This is a genomic window from Pseudomonas sp. LBUM1679 (assembly GCF_059695565.1).
Genome location: NZ_CP166774.1, coordinates 5,678,558 through 5,693,331, shown reverse-complemented (window position 1 = coordinate 5,693,331; position 14,774 = coordinate 5,678,558). Strand labels below are relative to the sequence as shown.

At 59.6% G+C, this 14,774-nt stretch carries 15 protein-coding genes and 2 pseudogenes; 13 read left to right on the top strand and 4 right to left on the bottom strand.

Annotated elements, in window-relative coordinates:
* Positions 1–115: 115 nt before the first annotated feature.
* Complete coding sequence (locus ACA062_RS25910; protein WP_497453596.1) at positions 116–460, top strand: YegP family protein; 345 nt, start codon at positions 116–118, stop codon at positions 458–460.
* Positions 461–567: 107 nt separating this feature from the next.
* Here ACA062_RS25910 and ACA062_RS25905 read toward each other — a convergent pair whose 3' ends face one another.
* Entirely contained in the window at positions 568–1,587 is a 1,020-nt protein-coding gene (locus ACA062_RS25905) for a DUF4917 family protein (RefSeq protein WP_497453595.1), read from the bottom strand.
* A gap of 155 nt (positions 1,588–1,742) precedes the next feature.
* Here ACA062_RS25905 and yiaY point away from each other — a divergent pair, with 155 nt between their 5' ends.
* The gene (gene yiaY / locus ACA062_RS25900; RefSeq protein ID WP_497453594.1) at positions 1,743–2,891 is read left to right on the top strand and encodes an L-threonine dehydrogenase; all 1,149 of its coding nucleotides are present in this window, start codon (positions 1,743–1,745) and stop codon (positions 2,889–2,891) included.
* Here yiaY and ACA062_RS25895 read toward each other — a convergent pair.
* A pseudogene (locus ACA062_RS25895) lies at positions 2,888–4,053 on the bottom strand (MFS transporter). The gene yiaY and the pseudogene ACA062_RS25895 sit on opposite strands and share 4 nt — an antisense overlap.
* 296 nt (positions 4,054–4,349) lie before the next feature.
* Between ACA062_RS25895 and ACA062_RS25890 the strand changes: the two are divergent.
* The 4 genes from ACA062_RS25890 (at position 4,350) to ACA062_RS25875 (ending at position 9,137) form a co-directional block, all read left to right on the top strand.
* Positions 4,350–5,258 (top strand): LysR family transcriptional regulator, encoded by a 909-nt coding sequence (locus tag ACA062_RS25890; RefSeq protein WP_497453593.1) that lies wholly within the window; start codon positions 4,350–4,352, stop codon positions 5,256–5,258.
* A gap of 251 nt (positions 5,259–5,509) precedes the next feature.
* Positions 5,510–6,703: a CaiB/BaiF CoA transferase family protein gene (locus ACA062_RS25885; RefSeq protein ID WP_497453592.1), complete on the top strand. Its 1,194-nt coding sequence runs from the start codon at positions 5,510–5,512 to the stop codon at positions 6,701–6,703.
* Complete coding sequence (locus tag ACA062_RS25880; RefSeq protein WP_497453591.1) at positions 6,700–7,632, top strand: hydroxymethylglutaryl-CoA lyase; 933 nt, start codon at positions 6,700–6,702, stop codon at positions 7,630–7,632. The genes ACA062_RS25885 and ACA062_RS25880 overlap by 4 nt, the downstream gene beginning before the upstream one ends.
* A 173-nt stretch (positions 7,633–7,805) precedes the next feature.
* Complete coding sequence (locus tag ACA062_RS25875; protein ID WP_497453590.1) at positions 7,806–9,137, top strand: MFS transporter; 1,332 nt, start codon at positions 7,806–7,808, stop codon at positions 9,135–9,137.
* A gap of 110 nt (positions 9,138–9,247) precedes the next feature.
* Here the strand turns inward: ACA062_RS25875 and ACA062_RS25870 are convergent, their stop codons facing one another.
* Positions 9,248–9,430: a hypothetical protein gene (locus ACA062_RS25870; protein ID WP_497453589.1), complete on the bottom strand. Its 183-nt coding sequence runs from the start codon at positions 9,428–9,430 to the stop codon at positions 9,248–9,250.
* A 26-nt stretch (positions 9,431–9,456) separates the two neighbouring features.
* On the opposite strand from ACA062_RS25870, the gene ACA062_RS25865 reads away from it, so the two are divergent.
* From ACA062_RS25865 to ACA062_RS25850, 4 genes are all read left to right on the top strand, one after another.
* Complete coding sequence (locus ACA062_RS25865) at positions 9,457–10,095, top strand: LysE family translocator (RefSeq protein WP_497453588.1); 639 nt, start codon at positions 9,457–9,459, stop codon at positions 10,093–10,095.
* An 84-nt stretch (positions 10,096–10,179) separates the two neighbouring features.
* A complete protein-coding gene (locus tag ACA062_RS25860) occupies positions 10,180–11,529 on the top strand; it encodes a sensor domain-containing protein (RefSeq protein WP_497453587.1) in 1,350 nt (449 codons plus the stop codon).
* Positions 11,530–11,645: 116 nt separating this feature from the next.
* Positions 11,646–11,804, top strand: coding sequence for a KGG domain-containing protein (locus tag ACA062_RS25855; RefSeq protein WP_497453586.1), 159 nt, complete (start codon positions 11,646–11,648; stop codon positions 11,802–11,804).
* A 73-nt stretch (positions 11,805–11,877) separates the two neighbouring features.
* Positions 11,878–12,381 carry a DUF4142 domain-containing protein gene (locus tag ACA062_RS25850; RefSeq protein WP_497453585.1) on the top strand — a complete coding sequence of 168 codons (504 nt, stop codon included), beginning with the start codon at positions 11,878–11,880 and terminating at the stop codon, positions 12,379–12,381.
* A 59-nt stretch (positions 12,382–12,440) separates the two neighbouring features.
* Here the strand turns inward: ACA062_RS25850 and ACA062_RS25845 are convergent, their stop codons facing one another.
* Positions 12,441–12,851: a low affinity iron permease family protein gene (locus ACA062_RS25845; protein WP_497453584.1), complete on the bottom strand. Its 411-nt coding sequence runs from the start codon at positions 12,849–12,851 to the stop codon at positions 12,441–12,443.
* 189 nt (positions 12,852–13,040) lie between these two features.
* Between ACA062_RS25845 and ACA062_RS25840 the strand changes: the two genes are divergently transcribed.
* The 3 genes and pseudogenes from ACA062_RS25840 to ACA062_RS25830 all read left to right on the top strand — a co-directional run bounded on the left by ACA062_RS25840 (position 13,041) and on the right by ACA062_RS25830 (position 14,755).
* Positions 13,041–13,187 carry a hypothetical protein gene (locus tag ACA062_RS25840; protein WP_497453583.1) on the top strand — a complete coding sequence of 49 codons (147 nt, stop codon included), beginning with the start codon at positions 13,041–13,043 and terminating at the stop codon, positions 13,185–13,187.
* A gap of 159 nt (positions 13,188–13,346) precedes the next feature.
* Positions 13,347–13,451: pseudogene (locus ACA062_RS25835) on the top strand (trans-aconitate 2-methyltransferase); the annotation flags it as partial.
* A gap of 239 nt (positions 13,452–13,690) precedes the next feature.
* A complete protein-coding gene (locus ACA062_RS25830) occupies positions 13,691–14,755 on the top strand; it encodes an RHS repeat-associated core domain-containing protein (RefSeq protein WP_497453582.1) in 1,065 nt (354 codons plus the stop codon).
* Positions 14,756–14,774 lie beyond the last annotated feature (19 nt).

Below are 14,774 nucleotides of genomic sequence, written 5' to 3'. Positions count from 1 at the left end.
GCGCAAATCCTGTGGGAGCGGGCTTGCCCGCGATGAGGGCCGAACAGGCGACAGACACCTCGGCGTGGTCTTTACTCTGAAACGCGAAACCTCTCAATCGCCAAGGAGAACGAACATGTCTGGATGGTACGAAGTGAGCAAAAGCAGCAATGGTCAGTTCAAATTTGTCCTGAAGGCCGCCAACGCCGAAACCATTCTGACCAGCGAGCTGTACACCACCCGTGCGGCCGCCGACAAAGGCATCGCATCCGTTCAGGCCAATAGCCCGCTGGATGTACGCTACGAAAAGAAAACCACCCGGGATGGCCATCCTTACTTCAACCTCAAGGCCGGTAACCACGAGACGATTGGCAGCAGCGAGGCTTACGCCTCCGATGCCGCGATGGACAAAGGCATCGCCAGTGTCAAGGCCAATGGCCCGACCACGGTGATCAAGGACAAGACCTTGCCGGTGCTCTGATCGCACCCCCTGTGGGAGCTGGCTTGTCGGATCGCCGCACCGCAGCGAATGCGGCCGTAAAAGGCTCGAGTTCGCTTCGCCGGCGAGCCGGCTCCTACAGACCGAGGCTAAACCTCGACCGGCACGTTCAGCTTCGGGCTACCGAGCGCATGGGTCTTGGAGTCAAAAAACCGCAGCTCACTCCCCGTCCCCTCAAACACCTTCGCGTAATGCCGCTTCTGATGCTGGATGAACGCCTTGTTGCGTGGATTGATCGAGATCGCCACCACCGTCGGTTTCCCGTGGCGCAACGCCTGGACGATATGGCTGTCCTGCTCACCCAAGGCATGACCGAAGATGCACAACCCCTCGCCATGCCCCAGTAACTGGTCATAGCAGAACGACAGATAATCCGAGCTGCGGACGGTCTTGAGCTTGTCCTGAGCCGGCCCTTCGTTGACGAACAGCGGTACATTGTCGAGGGTCTTGATCGTGTTGTTGATGGCGAAACTGCCGAGCAAGGTACCCTCGGTCGACATCAGCTTGCGCGCGGTGCCGTCCTGGTTGCGCACCAGATGCAGGCCACCGTGCAGGTACAGCAGCCGGGTTTTATCGGTGGCCGTGGTACTCAGGTCGAAGCTTGGCTCGGCACCCTGGAACAGATCTGTGATCGAGTCAGGCTGGTGTTGGGTCGCCCAGTAGTTGAGCAAGTCGTAGTTGGTGGTGAACACCGTCCGGTAGCGGCCCAGTTCCTGATTGATCGTGGCCAGGGTCGAAGGCACCACCAGCCGCCACGGGATGTGCACCGCGTGCACCGTGTTGATCAGCGCTTCCTTGATCGCGTAGTAGCGATTGCGCGGTGCGGCGGAGCTGACGGCGAGGGCCTTGTTCACTCGGCTGGTGGTTTTCAGCGCGCTGAGCACCTGCTCGAAGCTGCGCGTCTGCAGGGCGTCGAACACGCTCAGCTCGGACTGGCTCAGGGGTTTTTCTTCGACGGTGCGGGCGTTTTCAAACAGCGAGTCATAACCGAAGTCATCCCACACTGCGCGGCTGGCGCCATTGCCCACCAGCAGGCCGCTGAAGGAGGCGGTGGCGCGCAAGGCGTTCCAGTCTTCAAGTTGGGCATCGACATCCTGGAAATCGGTCATTGCAGTCGGCGTCTCAAAGCAAAAGGTCTGATGGGCGGCGACTTTATCACGACCGGGACTTGAGCCAGATCAAGTTGCTGCGCAACCGAAGGGTCGATCCTGTGGGTATCCGCTGGATCGGCCCTCCGATTCGGCCCCACACTGGAAATTCGCTCATGAGCAGCACGTTTTTCATCCCCGCCGTGAACATCATGGGCATCGATTGCCTGGACGAAGCCATGGTCGCCATCGGCAAATACGGCTTTCGCAAGGCACTGATCGTCACCGACACCGGGCTGGCCAAAGCCGGCGTGGCGAAGATGATTGCCCAGAAGCTGGCGACGCTGGACATCGACTCGGTGATCTATGACGGCGCCAAGCCTAACCCGAGCATCGCCAACGTCGAGCTGGGCCTGGGACTGCTCAAGGAAAGCCGCTGTGATTTCGTGGTGTCCCTCGGTGGCGGTTCGCCCCATGACTGCGCCAAAGGCATCGCCTTGTGCGCGACCAACGGCGGGCAGATCCGCGACTATGAAGGCGTGGATCAGTCCACCCGACCGCAACTGCCGCTGATCGCCATCAACACCACCGCCGGCACGGCCAGCGAAATGACCCGCTTCTGCATCATCACCGACGAATCCCGTCACGTGAAAATGGCCATCGTCGACCGCAACGTCACGCCGCTGCTGTCGGTGAACGACCCGGCGCTGATGGTCGCCATGCCCAAAGGCCTGACCGCGGCCACCGGCATGGATGCGTTGACCCATGCGATCGAAGCCTACGTCTCCACCGCCGCCAACCCGATCACCGATGCCTGCGCACTCAAGGCCATCACCTTGATCAGCAACAACCTGCGCCTGGCCGTCAGCGACGGCAGCGACCTGGCGGCACGGGAAAACATGGCGTATGCACAGTTCCTCGCCGGCATGGCGTTCAACAATGCGTCGCTGGGCTACGTCCACGCCATGGCGCATCAACTGGGCGGGTTCTACGACTTGCCCCATGGGGTATGCAATGCCGTGCTGTTGCCTCATGTGCAAAGCTTCAACGCGCTGCAGTGCGCCAATCGCCTGACCGATGTCGCCGTGGCAATGGGCGCCGACACTCATGGATTCAGCCCGGAAAAGGGCGCTCAAGCCGCCATCGCGGCCATCCGCAGCCTGTCCAGGGACGTGGGCATCCCCGCCGGTTTGCGTGAACTCGGTGCCAAACTCAACGACATCCCAATGCTTGCCAGCAATACCTTGAAAGATGCCTGTGGCCTGACCAATCCTCGGGTGGCGGATCAGCGGCAGATCGAGGAGATTTTCCGCAGCGCGTTCTAAATGGAATTACCCCTGGGCGCGAGCAACACGCAGAGCATCGCGCCCACCGCCAGCAAGGTGCATAACAGCGACAGTGACCAGGCCTGCGGACTGGCGATCAGGCTGGCGATCCCGCCGATGGCGGCAGCCATCAGTTGGTGAATGAAACCGCTCAACGCCATCGCATAAGCGCCGCCGACCGGCGAACCGGCGTTGGCCAGCGACAAACTGATCGGGTAATTCAACGACTGGCCGAATACGGCAAGGCAATACGGCAGCCAGAACAGCGAGGCCACTGAAGTGCCCGCAATGCTCCCCAGCAACATCGCTGCGCTGCCAGCCAGCACCAGCCCTGCGCCAGCTGTCATCAGCCTGCGTTGACCGGTACGAAGCACAAAGGCATTGACCCCCAGCGCCCCCAGAAAATACGCCGCACTGATGGGCCAGCCCAACAACCCGTACTCGACGGCCGACCAATTGAACGGTCCTTGCAGAATCAGCGGCGCGGCTGTGTTGAACGCGATGATCACACCGTAGCCGAGACCGCCGGCGAGGGCCGGCAACAGAAAGGCTCGATCACCCAGAATGCGCCAGTAGCTCGGCCAGGCCGACGATCGGACGTTGTCCTCGGTCAGTTTCGGGAATGTAACCCGTACTACAACCCCCGCCATCAACAGACTCGCACCCCCCAGCAGGTAGAAAATCGCCGACCAGCCCAGCGCAACTTGAATGATCGACCCCAGGTATTGACCGATCCCCAATGCCACCACAAAGGAAATAGAAATCCAGGACAGCGCTTTGGCCAGCAGGTCACCGCGGAAACTGTCGCGGATCAGCACCCGCGCCATCACCGAAATCCCGCTGGGCCGATCCCCTGAACCAGTCGCAACATCAGGAACGATTCAAGCGACTGGCTCAGTGGAAGCGCCAGATTGCCCGCTCCATAGATACCGAGTGCGGCGAGCAACACGGGTTTTCGGCCAATGCGCTGGCTCAGGCTGCCCCAGAACAGCATCGGCAGGGCCATGCCGATCAGGTACACCGCCAGTCCCCATGAAAGCTGCGAGGCGTCGGCGCCGAGACTTTGAGCCATCTCCGTTAGCGCGGGCAGATAAATGCTCATGCCCAATTGGGCGAGAAAAACCGTGCTGCAGGTGACGAGGAGGGTGGTGCCGTTATTCATGGAGTCTTCCCTGGATTTCAGTCGCTGACGCTCCCGGCGTGTGTGCGTAAAAGCTCGATGACGAGTTCACAGAATTGGCAGATAAGCGACGGATCCATATCGGCACGCAGAGTGATTCTGATAGCGGCGTTACCTTGTGCAAGACTTTACAGAACACGCCTGAGGCGTTGAATCGGCCGTTTCCGGGAAGCTTGAGTGTTACGAGAGATTTATGTGTAGGACGCTTACTCGTGATGTTGCGGGCTAAAACAGGTCTATATTGCCGATTCAGTCGAACCGAAGTCATCGAGCCCTCCATGCTGCAAAAAAGCCTGATCCGCCGTCTCGACCTGATCACTCTCCAGCTGTTTGTCGCCGTCCACGAAGAAGGTACGTTGACCCGTGCCGCCACACGCGAGGCGATTGCGGTGTCGGCGGCCAGCAAGCGGCTGATGGAGCTGGAGGAGGCGCTGGGCATCAGCCTATTCGTGCGCCAGGCCAAGGGCATGACCCTGACGCCGGCTGGCGAAACCCTGTTGCACCATGCGCGGCAGATGCTGTTCAACGTCGAAAAAATGGGGCTTGAGCTGGGCGAACATAGCCATGGGATTCGCGGCTATGTGCGGATGTTGGCCAACCTGTCGGCGATCATCCAGTTTCTGCCGGAGGAGCTGCGGGATTTTTCCGAGCGGCACCCCCAGGTCAAGACCGACCTTGAGGAGCGCCCCAGTGCCGGGGTGATTCAGGGGGTGCTCGATGGTGTGGCCGACCTGGGGATCTGCTCCAGTGATAGCGACGTCAAAGGCCTGCACAGCGTGCTGTATCGACAGGACAAGCTGGTGGTGCTGATGCTGCCCGATCATCCGTTGGCGAGCCGCTGCGCACTGGCGTTTGCCGACACCCTGGACAGCGATTACGTCGGCCTGCACGCCGCCAGTTCGATCAACATGCGCACCCATGCCGCGGCGCGCAAGGCCGGCAAAGTGCTGCGGCTGCGGATTCATGTGCCGGGTTTTGATGCCATGTGCCGGATGGTCCAGGCCAATATGGGCATTGGCATTCTGCCGCACAAGGCTTACGAACTGTTTGGCCGGGCGCTGGGTTTGCATGCGGTGCCGTTGACGGATGACTGGTCGGATCGGGCGTTGATTCTGGTGGTGCGCGATGAAGCGTCGTTGTCGCCGGTGAGTCGGATGTTGTTTGAGCATTTGCGTGGGGCGGTCTGACAGTTCTTTGTTGAATGAGCCGGCCTCATCGCGGGCAAGTCGAATCGTCGCACCGCCGCTCCCACACGGATCTGCGGCGTTCACTAATCCTGTGGGAGCGGGCTTGCCCGCGATGACTGACCTGAGGTCGCAACAATCTCCGGGAGCGTTCGCGTTTCACGAACGCCCGTTGCCCATTGAGGGTTGGATTCATCGCCCCCCGGTCCTCTAGCCTTGGCTCATATTCCAAGAACAACACGAGGTACCCCGCGATGACTGCCCCCTTAAGTGCAATCAAGGTGATCGAGATCGGCACGCTGATCGCCGCGCCGTTCGCCGCGCGCATGCTCGCCGAGTTCGGCGCCGAGGTGATCAAGATCGAAGCCATGGGCCAGGGCGATCCCCTGCGCAAATGGCGCAAGCTGCACGAAGGCACCTCGTTGTGGTGGTACCTGCAATCGCGCAACAAGAAATCCCTGGCGCTGAACCTGAAATCCCCGGAAGGCATCGAACTGGTCAAGCAACTGGCGACCAGTGCCGACGTGCTGATCGAAAACCTGCGCCCCGGCGCCCTGGAAAAACTCGGCCTGGGCTGGGATGTGTTGCATGCCCTCAATCCCAACCTGACCCTGGTGCGGATTTCCGGTTACGGCCAGACCGGGCCGTACCGCGATCGCCCGGGGTTCGGTGCGATCGGCGAGGCCATGGGCGGGATTCGCTACACCACCGGCACCCCCGGTTCGCCACCGGCCCGGGTCGGTGTCAGCCTCGGCGATTCCCTGGCGTCGCTGCACGCGGTGATCGGTGCCTTGATGTCGCTGCTGCGGGTCAAGACCGGGCAGGGCGGCGGACAGGTGGTTGATGTGTCGCTGGCCGAAAGCGTGTTCAACGTCATGGAAAGCCTGGTGCCGGAATACGACATGCTCGGCCATGTGCGTGAACGCAGCGGCGGAGCCTTGCCGGGCATCGCACCGTCCAACACTTACCTGACGGCCGATGGCGCCTATGTGGTGATCGCCGGCAACAGCGACCCGATCTACAAGCGCCTGATGCACGTCATCGGTCGCAATGACCTGGCCGAAGCGCCGGAGTTCGCCCATAACGACGGTCGTGCCGCCAAGAGCAACCTGCTCGACGCGGCCATCACCCACTGGACCAGCAGCCTGCCGATCGATGAAGTCCTGTCGGCGCTCGAGGCTGCCGAAGTGCCTGCCGGGCGCATCTACTCGGTGGCCGACATCGTCGCCGATCCGCATTACCAGGCGCGGGACATGCTGCTCAGTGCCGAGCTGCCTGGCGGTACCCGGGTGAAGATGCCGGGAATCGTGCCGAAAATGTCGGAAACCCCCGGCGGCGTGAACTGGTCCGGACCGAGTCTGGGGCAGCACACCGACGGCATTCTCGCAGGGCTGGGCCTGACGGCATCGGATATCGAGCGGCTGAAAACTGAAGGGGTGGTGCAATGATCACTGATTTTTCCGAGACCCTGATCGTTCAGGAAGTCTCCCCGCGCGACGGCTTGCAAATCGAGCCGACCTGGGTCGAAACCGTCGACAAGATTGCGCTGATCGATCAGCTGTCACGGGCCGGTTTCAGCCGCATCGAGGCCGGTTCGTTCGTCTCGCCCAAGGCAATTCCCGCGCTGCGCGATGGTGAGCAGGTGTTCAAGGGGATTGCCCGGCAACCGGGGGTGATCTACGTCGCGTTGATCCCCAACCTCAAAGGTGCGCAACGGGCGCTGGCGGCCGAGGCCGAGGCCGACGAGCTGAACCTGGTGATGTCCGCCAGCCAGACCCACAACCTGGCGAACATGCGCATGCGTTGCGAAGCCTCATTGGCGGCGTTCGGCGAGATCGTGCAATACGTGGGCGGCTCGACGGTGCGGCTCAATGGCAGCATCGCCACCACCTTCGGCTGCCCGTTCGAAGGCAAGATCGATGAGGACCGCGTCCTGCAGATCGTCGAGGCTTATCAGGAACTCGGCATCCAGGGCATTACCCTGGCCGACACCACTGGCATGGCCAACCCGCGGCAGGTCGATCGGCTGGTGCGACGAGTGTTGCAACGGGTTTCGCCAGCGGACCTGACCCTGCATTTCCACAACACCCGCGGCCTTGGCCTGTGCAACGTGCTGGCCGCCTATGAGGCCGGTGCCCGACGCTTCGATGCGGCACTGGGTGGTCTCGGTGGTTGTCCATTTGCACCGGGCGCGTCGGGCAATATCTGCACCGAAGACCTGGTCAACCTGTGCGATGAAATCGGCATTCATACCGGCATTGATCTGCCGCTGTTGCTGAAGTTGTCCCGAGGGTTGCCAGCGCTGCTGGGCCATGAAGTGCCTGGTCAGCTGGCCAAGGCCGGACGCAATTGCGACCTGCATCCGACGCCTTCCTGAGCCCATCACAAACCCTGTAGGAGCCGGCTTGCTGGCGAAGCGGTAGGTCAGTCGCCATCGATATTGAATGTGCTGGCCCCTTCGCCAGCAAGCCGGCTCCTACAGAAAGCAGCATCTCAACCAGACAACAAAAACAATCGGACACCCACGGGAAGTCCGCCTGGAGAACCACCATGAGCCTCAATGTACTGGAGGCGGGCGCGAGCCCGTCCGTTAGCCACGACGAAGAAAAAGCCCTGGTCAGCAAAGTCGCCTGGCGCCTGATGCCGCTGATCATGGTCTGCTACCTGTTCGCGTTTTTCGATCGCATCAACATCAGCTTCGCCAAGTTCCAGCTACAGACCGACCTGAGCCTGAGCGACACCGCCTACGGCCTCGGCGCCGGATTGTTCGTGGTGGGGTATGTGATCTTCGAAGTGCCAAGCAACATGATGCTCTACAAGGTCGGCGCACGACGCTGGATCGCCCGGATCATGATGTCCTGGGGCCTGGCCACCGCGGCCATGGTCTTCGTCAACAGCGAATGGCAGTTCTACGCACTGCGTTTTGTGATCGGGGCAACGGAGGCCGGTTTTGCGCCGGGAGTCCTGTATTACCTGACGTTATGGTTCCCGCAGCACTACCGTGGGCGTATCACCTCGATGCTGTTTCTGTCGTCGGCGTTCGCCGGCCTGGTGGGCGCACCGTTCTCCGGGCTGGTGCTGCAACACCTCGACGGCTTCATGGACATGCGCGGCTGGCACTGGCTGTTTCTGCTCGGCGGCGTGCCTTGCATCGGCCTCGGTTTGCTGGTGCTGACCCTGCTCAAGGACCGCATCGAAGATGCCCATTGGCTGACGCCGTCGGAGAAGACCCTGCTGGCCAGCCGCATCGCGCACCATGAACCGCACAAGACCGGCGGCTCGTTGCTCGCCGCATTGCGGATCCCGGGTTTCCTGACGCTGGGGCTGATCTACTTCCTGATTCAGGTGGCGTCCTACGGCTTGAATTTCTGGGCACCGCAACTGATCCGCAGTGCTGGCACCGAGAGCCCGGTGATGATCGGGTTGCTGACCGCCATCCCTTACATCTGCGGCGCCATCAGCATGGTAGTGATCGGGCGGTTGTCCGACTCGACAGGCGAGCGACGCAAGTTCGTCGCCGGTCTGGTCGCGGTCGGTGCCGTAGGGTTCTTCTGTGCCGGGATCTTTGCCAACCACACGACCTTCCTGATTGTCGCGCTGGGCTTGCTCGGTGCCGGGATCATCGCCTCCATCCCGAGCTTCTGGACCCTGCCACCGAAACTGCTGGCCGGCGCCGGCGCCGGTGCTGCGGGCGGGATCGCGGTGATCAATACCCTCGGTCAGTTTGGCGGCATCGTCAGCCCGGTCATGGTCGGACGGATCAAAGACCTGACCGGCAGCACCACCCCGGCCCTGTACGTCATCGGCGTCTGCGCGCTGATCGCCGTTGCGCTGCTGTTGTGGGGGTTGCCGCAGAAGCTGCGCACGCTCGACAAGTACTGACAACAAGCGCTTAAAAGATCGCAGCCTCGTTCCACTCGACAGCTCCTACGGGGGACCACGCATCCCTGGTAGGAGCTGTCGAGTGAAACGAGGCTGCGATCTTTTGATCTTCAAGACGCCACACCGATCGCCTTGGCCGGCGCATCGCTGAACTGAATCAACGCCACCCCCGCAATCAACCAAACCGCCTCCGACACCCGCGACAACGTCATCTGCCGCGCCACCCCTTCAAAAAACCACCCCAAGTGATCCCGCACCACCGCCCCGGGGACCTGAGATAGACTGGCGTGCACTCACCCAGGCTCAACAAGGACTTCCAATGACCCCATCGCTACTTTTGGCCGTTCTCGCCTCAGGCTTTATCTACGGCATCACGCCGGGGCCGGGGGTGCTGGCGGTGTTCGGCATCGGCGCGGCGCATGGCCGGCGGGCCGGGGCGGGGTTTCTCTGCGGGCATTTGCTGGGGGATGTGGTCTGGTGCAGCACCGCGTTGATCGCGATTGTCGGTGCGCGGGAAATCGGCAGCACAGCCTTCGATGTGTTGGGCGTGCTCAGCGGGCTCTATCTGTTCTGGCTCGGTGCGCGGGCGGTGCGTGCTCGTCGCAGCAGTGTCGAGGCGCCTCAAGGCCCGGCGCGGCAGCCGTTCTGGCACGGCATTCTGTTTGGCCTGACCAATCCGAAGGCTTATCCGGTGGCGGTCGCGACGTTTACCGCGCTGCTCTCCAGCCGCGCAGAACTGCTGAATTGGTCAATGTTGCCCTGGTTGATTGTCCTGAGCTTCGTCGGCGGCCTCATGGCCTACGCTATCCTCATTGGCATCGTCGGTGCACGGCGGGTGCGCAGCCTGTATCAACGGCATGAACTGGCGATCACCCGATTGTGCGGGGTGATGTTCATCGGTTTCGCCATCAACGCCCTGGTGCATGCATTGCCGGGGCTGGTGCCGAACAAGGCGTGAGGCTGATGGCACGGACGCGTCAGTGGCACTGATCGGTCGGGATGGTTTTTTATTGCTGCATTGTCGGGAAGCGCCCAACGCACCATGGCAACCAGAAATTCAGCGCCCCAGGCGAGCTACCTCGATCTCTTGCTGGACGCTGTCTGTGCGGTCGATAAACAAGGCTGCTTTGTCTTTGTCAGCGCAGCCTGCGAGCGCATTTTCGGCTACACCCCCGACGAGTTGATCGGCCAGCCGATGATCGACCTGGTGCATCCCGCCGATCGGCAGCGCACCCTCGACGCCGCTCGGGAAATCATGGGGGGCGAGCCCAAGCTCAACTTTGAGAATCGCTACCTGCGCAAGGATGGCCGGGTGGTGCACATCCTCTGGTCGGCCCGCTGGTCGGAAGTCGACCAACTGCGCATCGCCGTGGCCCGCGACATTACCGAACGCAAAGAGGCCGAGGCCCGGCAAGCGGCGCTGTACGCGATTTCCGAAGCCGCTCACGTCACGGAAGATTTGCTGGCGCTGTTCCAACGCATCCATTTGCTCATCGGCGAATGGCTGCCGGCGCTGAATTTCTCCGTCGCCTTATATGACGAACATTGCGGGCAGCTGAATTTTCCTTATCACGTCGACGACCATGAACTGCAACCCGAACAGCCCGGAACCATCACCGGGCGTCTGTGCGCCGAGGTCATTCGCAGCGGCCAGCCGATCCTGCTGACCCCGGAACTGGACAATGTGCCTGAAGGGTATGAGGCGCTGGTCGCGAACCAGCAATCGCCCTGTTGGCTGGGCGTGCCACTGAGTTCTCAAAACGGTACCATCGGTGCGCTGATCGTCAAAAGCGTGCCCGGGGGCGAGCGCTACACGGAGCAGGACAAGGAGCTGTTGCAGTACGTTTGCGCCCAGGTCGCGACGGCTATCGAACGCAAGCAATTGCATGCCAGGCTGCAGCGCATGGCCCAGTACGATCAACTCACCCAGTTGCCCAATCGCGAGTTGCTCCGTGAGCGACTCAAGGCGTCATTGATACAAGCCCGGGCAGACGGCGGCCGAATGGCCTTGCTGTACATCGATCTCGACCGCTTCAAGGAGGTCAACGACACCCATGGCCACGCGGTGGGCGATATGTTGCTGCAAGCGGTCGCCAACCGGCTCACGCACTGCGTGCGCGAAACCGACACCGTGGCGCGCATCGGCGGTGATGAGTTTGTCGTGTTGCTGCACAGCATCCACGCCGGCGAAGACGCCGACAGCGTGGCGGGAAAAATCCGCCAGGTCCTCTCCCAGCCTTTGCGCCTGGACGGACACAGCGTGAATATCCAGCCGAGCATCGGCGTTGCGCATTACCCCGAGCATGGCACCGAAGAAAGTCAATTGTTCAGGCATGCCGACGAAGCCATGTACAGCGCCAAACGCCACCAGCACCTGCCACCCGGTGCCTGAAAACCCACCACCGTTCGTCGCGTCGACCCCCTGTTTTTCTAAACCTTTGTGGTGTTCGAAATTCTGATTCTATGCGGGCTTATGCTCGCTGCGCTCATCAAAAGAGGTAGAAAATCATGCCTAACTCAAGAAACTCGAACTCGGGAAACTTCGCCAACGATCGAACGAAGGCGTCTGAAGCCGGTCGCAAAGGTGGGAAAACTACCACTACGACTGTCGAAAAAGACCCTGCGAAACCCGATACGGGCCGCAAAGGCGGTCAGAAATCGAAATAGTCCGTGAGGTAGTTTTGATTGAGAGGCGGGGGCGCAAGCTCCCGCTTGAATTTTTCAAGAGGAGGGCGCGACCATGAGCCGGATGGCCACCCGATTACGCAATGCCAGTTTTGCCACGTTACTGGGCCTGTGGGCCAGCAGCGCCTTTGCCCAGTCCCCTGCCGAATTCATCAATGATGCCTCGGCCAAAGGCATGGCCGACATCGAAGCCAGTCGCCTGGCGCACCAATTGTCCGAGTCCAAAGCGGTCAAGGATTACACCATCGTCGTCATCAACGACCGCACCACCGCCAACCAGCATCTGGCGAAAATCGCCAAGCAACTGGATTTGCCAATAGCCCCGCGCGAAGAAGTGGTCGACAAGGCCAAGGCCCTGATGCCGGAAGTGAAAGCTGACGCAAGCTTCGACCAGGCCTACGCGGCCAGTCAGGTGAAAACCACCCAGGAAGCCATCGAGCAGCTGCAGCAGGCCGCGCAAACGACCGACGTGCCGCAAATCAAAGCCTTCGCTGAAGAAACCCTGCCCAAACTGCAAAACCATCTGCAGATGGCCAAGGCGCTGCAAGCCAGCCGCTAGGGGGTGGCAGTGTTAAACGCAAACGGCGCGTGACTCAGCTCAGGCGCCGTTTTTTTAGCTCAGCACTCGTCCCACTTCGGTTTTTGCTTGCCCTTGGAGACGAGGCCTTCGAGGTCGAACACCTCATTTTCGCCCATGGCGCGATAGTGTTTGCGCAAGGCTTCCAGCTGCTTGAGATCCAGCAATTCGAGCCCCAGCATCGCGTTGCGCGCCTCCTTGTTGACCCGCAGCAATTCATCGATCTTCAGGTGCAGAATGTCGGTATCGCGGTTCTGCGTGTTCTGGATCAAAAACACCATGAGGAATGTGATGATGGTCGTGGAGGTATTGATGATCAGTTGCCAGGTGTCGTTGTAATCGAAAATCGGCCCACTCAGACCCCACAGACCAATCAGGATCAACGCGCCCATGAAGGTCTTGGGGCTACCGGCCCGCAGAGCGAGTTTCTGTGAGATTTTTGCGAATTTCATTGCTGTGTTCCTTATAGGGATGCGCCTGATTTTGTGACAGCGCCGGCATGATGAAAATTCTGCTTACATTTCTATTCGCTTAAAACAGCATCCGAAAGGCCTACACGCTCATCACGTCAGACGCGATCGATAGCAACCATCTCGATAATGTCGGGTCACTACATCAAGCCCTTTACACCGGAGAACACCATGAACCTCGCCCGTACGCTGTGCCTTTCCTGCTGCCTGCTCGCCTTGCAAGGCTGTTTCGACAATTCGGACAACGAAACCAAGGACAATACGGATGGCACCAAGTCTTCGGTGCAGATGCAGGAGAAGGATGCGCCGGATAAATAGCTGATGTGCAATCCGCAAAACCGGCCTGTCAGGCCGGTTTTTTCAAACGGGATGGTCCGTGGCGGACTTTTGAAGATAAACGCACGCGCCCGGCCGTGACCTGCTGAGCCATTCCCGGCACTGACGTGCGCTCGGCCATCGACATCGATTGGGCCCCGTTTCCTCAAGCACTATCAGGCGGCAATCGAGAGGGCCTACCGTGCGCTGGCGGATGGCTCGGTGCTGCTGCCGTTCCCGCGGTTGTTTATCGTCGCAACGCGCTGATGTAAAACTTAAAATTACCTGATCTGCCTTTTGAGCTGCCCGGCGGCTTGGCTTTGAACGTGCTCGGAATTGAATGACGTCTAGCATCATCGTAGGTCACTCCCGTTGCTCGCCAGCCATGGCAGTGGGGTTCTCCAGAATTCTCGAAGGTCCATTCCTATCATTTCTGATAGCTATCAAATCTAAAAAATGGGGCGCAGAGTATCCAGGGAGAGTTCGGAAAAATCACGGGGTGGAATGTGAAAGTCGAGAACCATGTGCCACTGAGTCTTTATGGTTACGATGCTTTGGATCGTTTGGTGAAACGAGCACAGAATAATCTGTCACATGGGGCAAGACTCTTCTACTGCGCAGATTTATTGGCTACCGAGATCGAAGGGGCGGTGAGGAACTCATTCTTTCGGCTCTCTGACTCTTTACTTGCTCAGCATAAACATCTCGCAGATGAAACTGAAAAAAGTTTGTTGTGTATTGATCGGCAAGGCTCAGTAGTGGGGGTTGTTTCTAAGAGCGAATATGGCGGTGGCGCCTATACTCCCTACGGTTATCACTCCCAAGTGAGTAGCTCCGTTACATCGATGGGGTACACCGGTCAATATAGAGATCCAGTGACGGGTTTTTATATTTTGGGTAATGGCTATCGTGCGTTCAATCCTATAATGATGAGATTTAATAGTCCCGACTCGCTAAGTCCTTTTAAGGAGGGCGGGACTAATGCCTATGCATATTGTAAGGGGGATCCTATTAACTTTCAGGATGACAGTGGGCGTTTTCCATTGCTCTCACTCATTAGAGTTTTGAATCAGGGCATAAAGCCCATCAAGACCTCAAGTGCTCTATCCGTAGCAGTGGATGGCGGCCATAAATTGCTTAGTAAATCCATGCCCATACCACCTGAAGGCTTTCGGCTTGTGGGATACCACGGCTCTAAATCAAAACATATTGCGAATCTTGCAAATAACGGTTTGGATCCAAGTTATATGGGAAGGAATTTGAGGGCGGACTTCGGACCTGGATTTTATGTCAGTCCTGATATAAGCGTAGCTCGTGGATATGCGAAACCATCGCAGCGATTCAACGGGATCGGGTTTAAAAAGCCGAACAGCGTTGGCGCCGTGTTTGTTAGGGATCTTGCTTCAAAGAGGGACGGGCCCCACTTCCAATATATCAGTGCGCATGGGACGCATCAGGAGCAATTGGTCCTCCGGCCTAAGATCTATAGTGATGTTTTAGTTATGCCGATCAACTCTTTCAAGAACGCCAAACGGCCTGAGTTTTACTCGGATATTATCCGTAAGCGCTAGCCTTTCGCGCGAATAGCAA

Coding starts and splice junctions, on each gene's coding strand:
- ACA062_RS25910 (WP_497453596.1), top strand. CDS start 116: ATGTCTGGATGGTACGAAGTGAGCAAAAGCAGCAATGGTCAGTTCAAA.
- ACA062_RS25905 (WP_497453595.1), bottom strand. CDS start 1,587: ATGACCGATTTCCAGGATGTCGATGCCCAACTTGAAGACTGGAACGCC.
- yiaY (WP_497453594.1), top strand. CDS start 1,743: ATGAGCAGCACGTTTTTCATCCCCGCCGTGAACATCATGGGCATCGAT.
- ACA062_RS25890 (WP_497453593.1), top strand. CDS start 4,350: ATGCTGCAAAAAAGCCTGATCCGCCGTCTCGACCTGATCACTCTCCAG.
- ACA062_RS25885 (WP_497453592.1), top strand. CDS start 5,510: ATGACTGCCCCCTTAAGTGCAATCAAGGTGATCGAGATCGGCACGCTG.
- ACA062_RS25880 (WP_497453591.1), top strand. CDS start 6,700: ATGATCACTGATTTTTCCGAGACCCTGATCGTTCAGGAAGTCTCCCCG.
- ACA062_RS25875 (WP_497453590.1), top strand. CDS start 7,806: ATGAGCCTCAATGTACTGGAGGCGGGCGCGAGCCCGTCCGTTAGCCAC.
- ACA062_RS25865 (WP_497453588.1), top strand. CDS start 9,457: ATGACCCCATCGCTACTTTTGGCCGTTCTCGCCTCAGGCTTTATCTAC.
- ACA062_RS25860 (WP_497453587.1), top strand. CDS start 10,180: ATGGCAACCAGAAATTCAGCGCCCCAGGCGAGCTACCTCGATCTCTTG.
- ACA062_RS25855 (WP_497453586.1), top strand. CDS start 11,646: ATGCCTAACTCAAGAAACTCGAACTCGGGAAACTTCGCCAACGATCGA.
- ACA062_RS25850 (WP_497453585.1), top strand. CDS start 11,878: ATGAGCCGGATGGCCACCCGATTACGCAATGCCAGTTTTGCCACGTTA.
- ACA062_RS25845 (WP_497453584.1), bottom strand. CDS start 12,851: ATGAAATTCGCAAAAATCTCACAGAAACTCGCTCTGCGGGCCGGTAGC.
- ACA062_RS25840 (WP_497453583.1), top strand. CDS start 13,041: ATGAACCTCGCCCGTACGCTGTGCCTTTCCTGCTGCCTGCTCGCCTTG.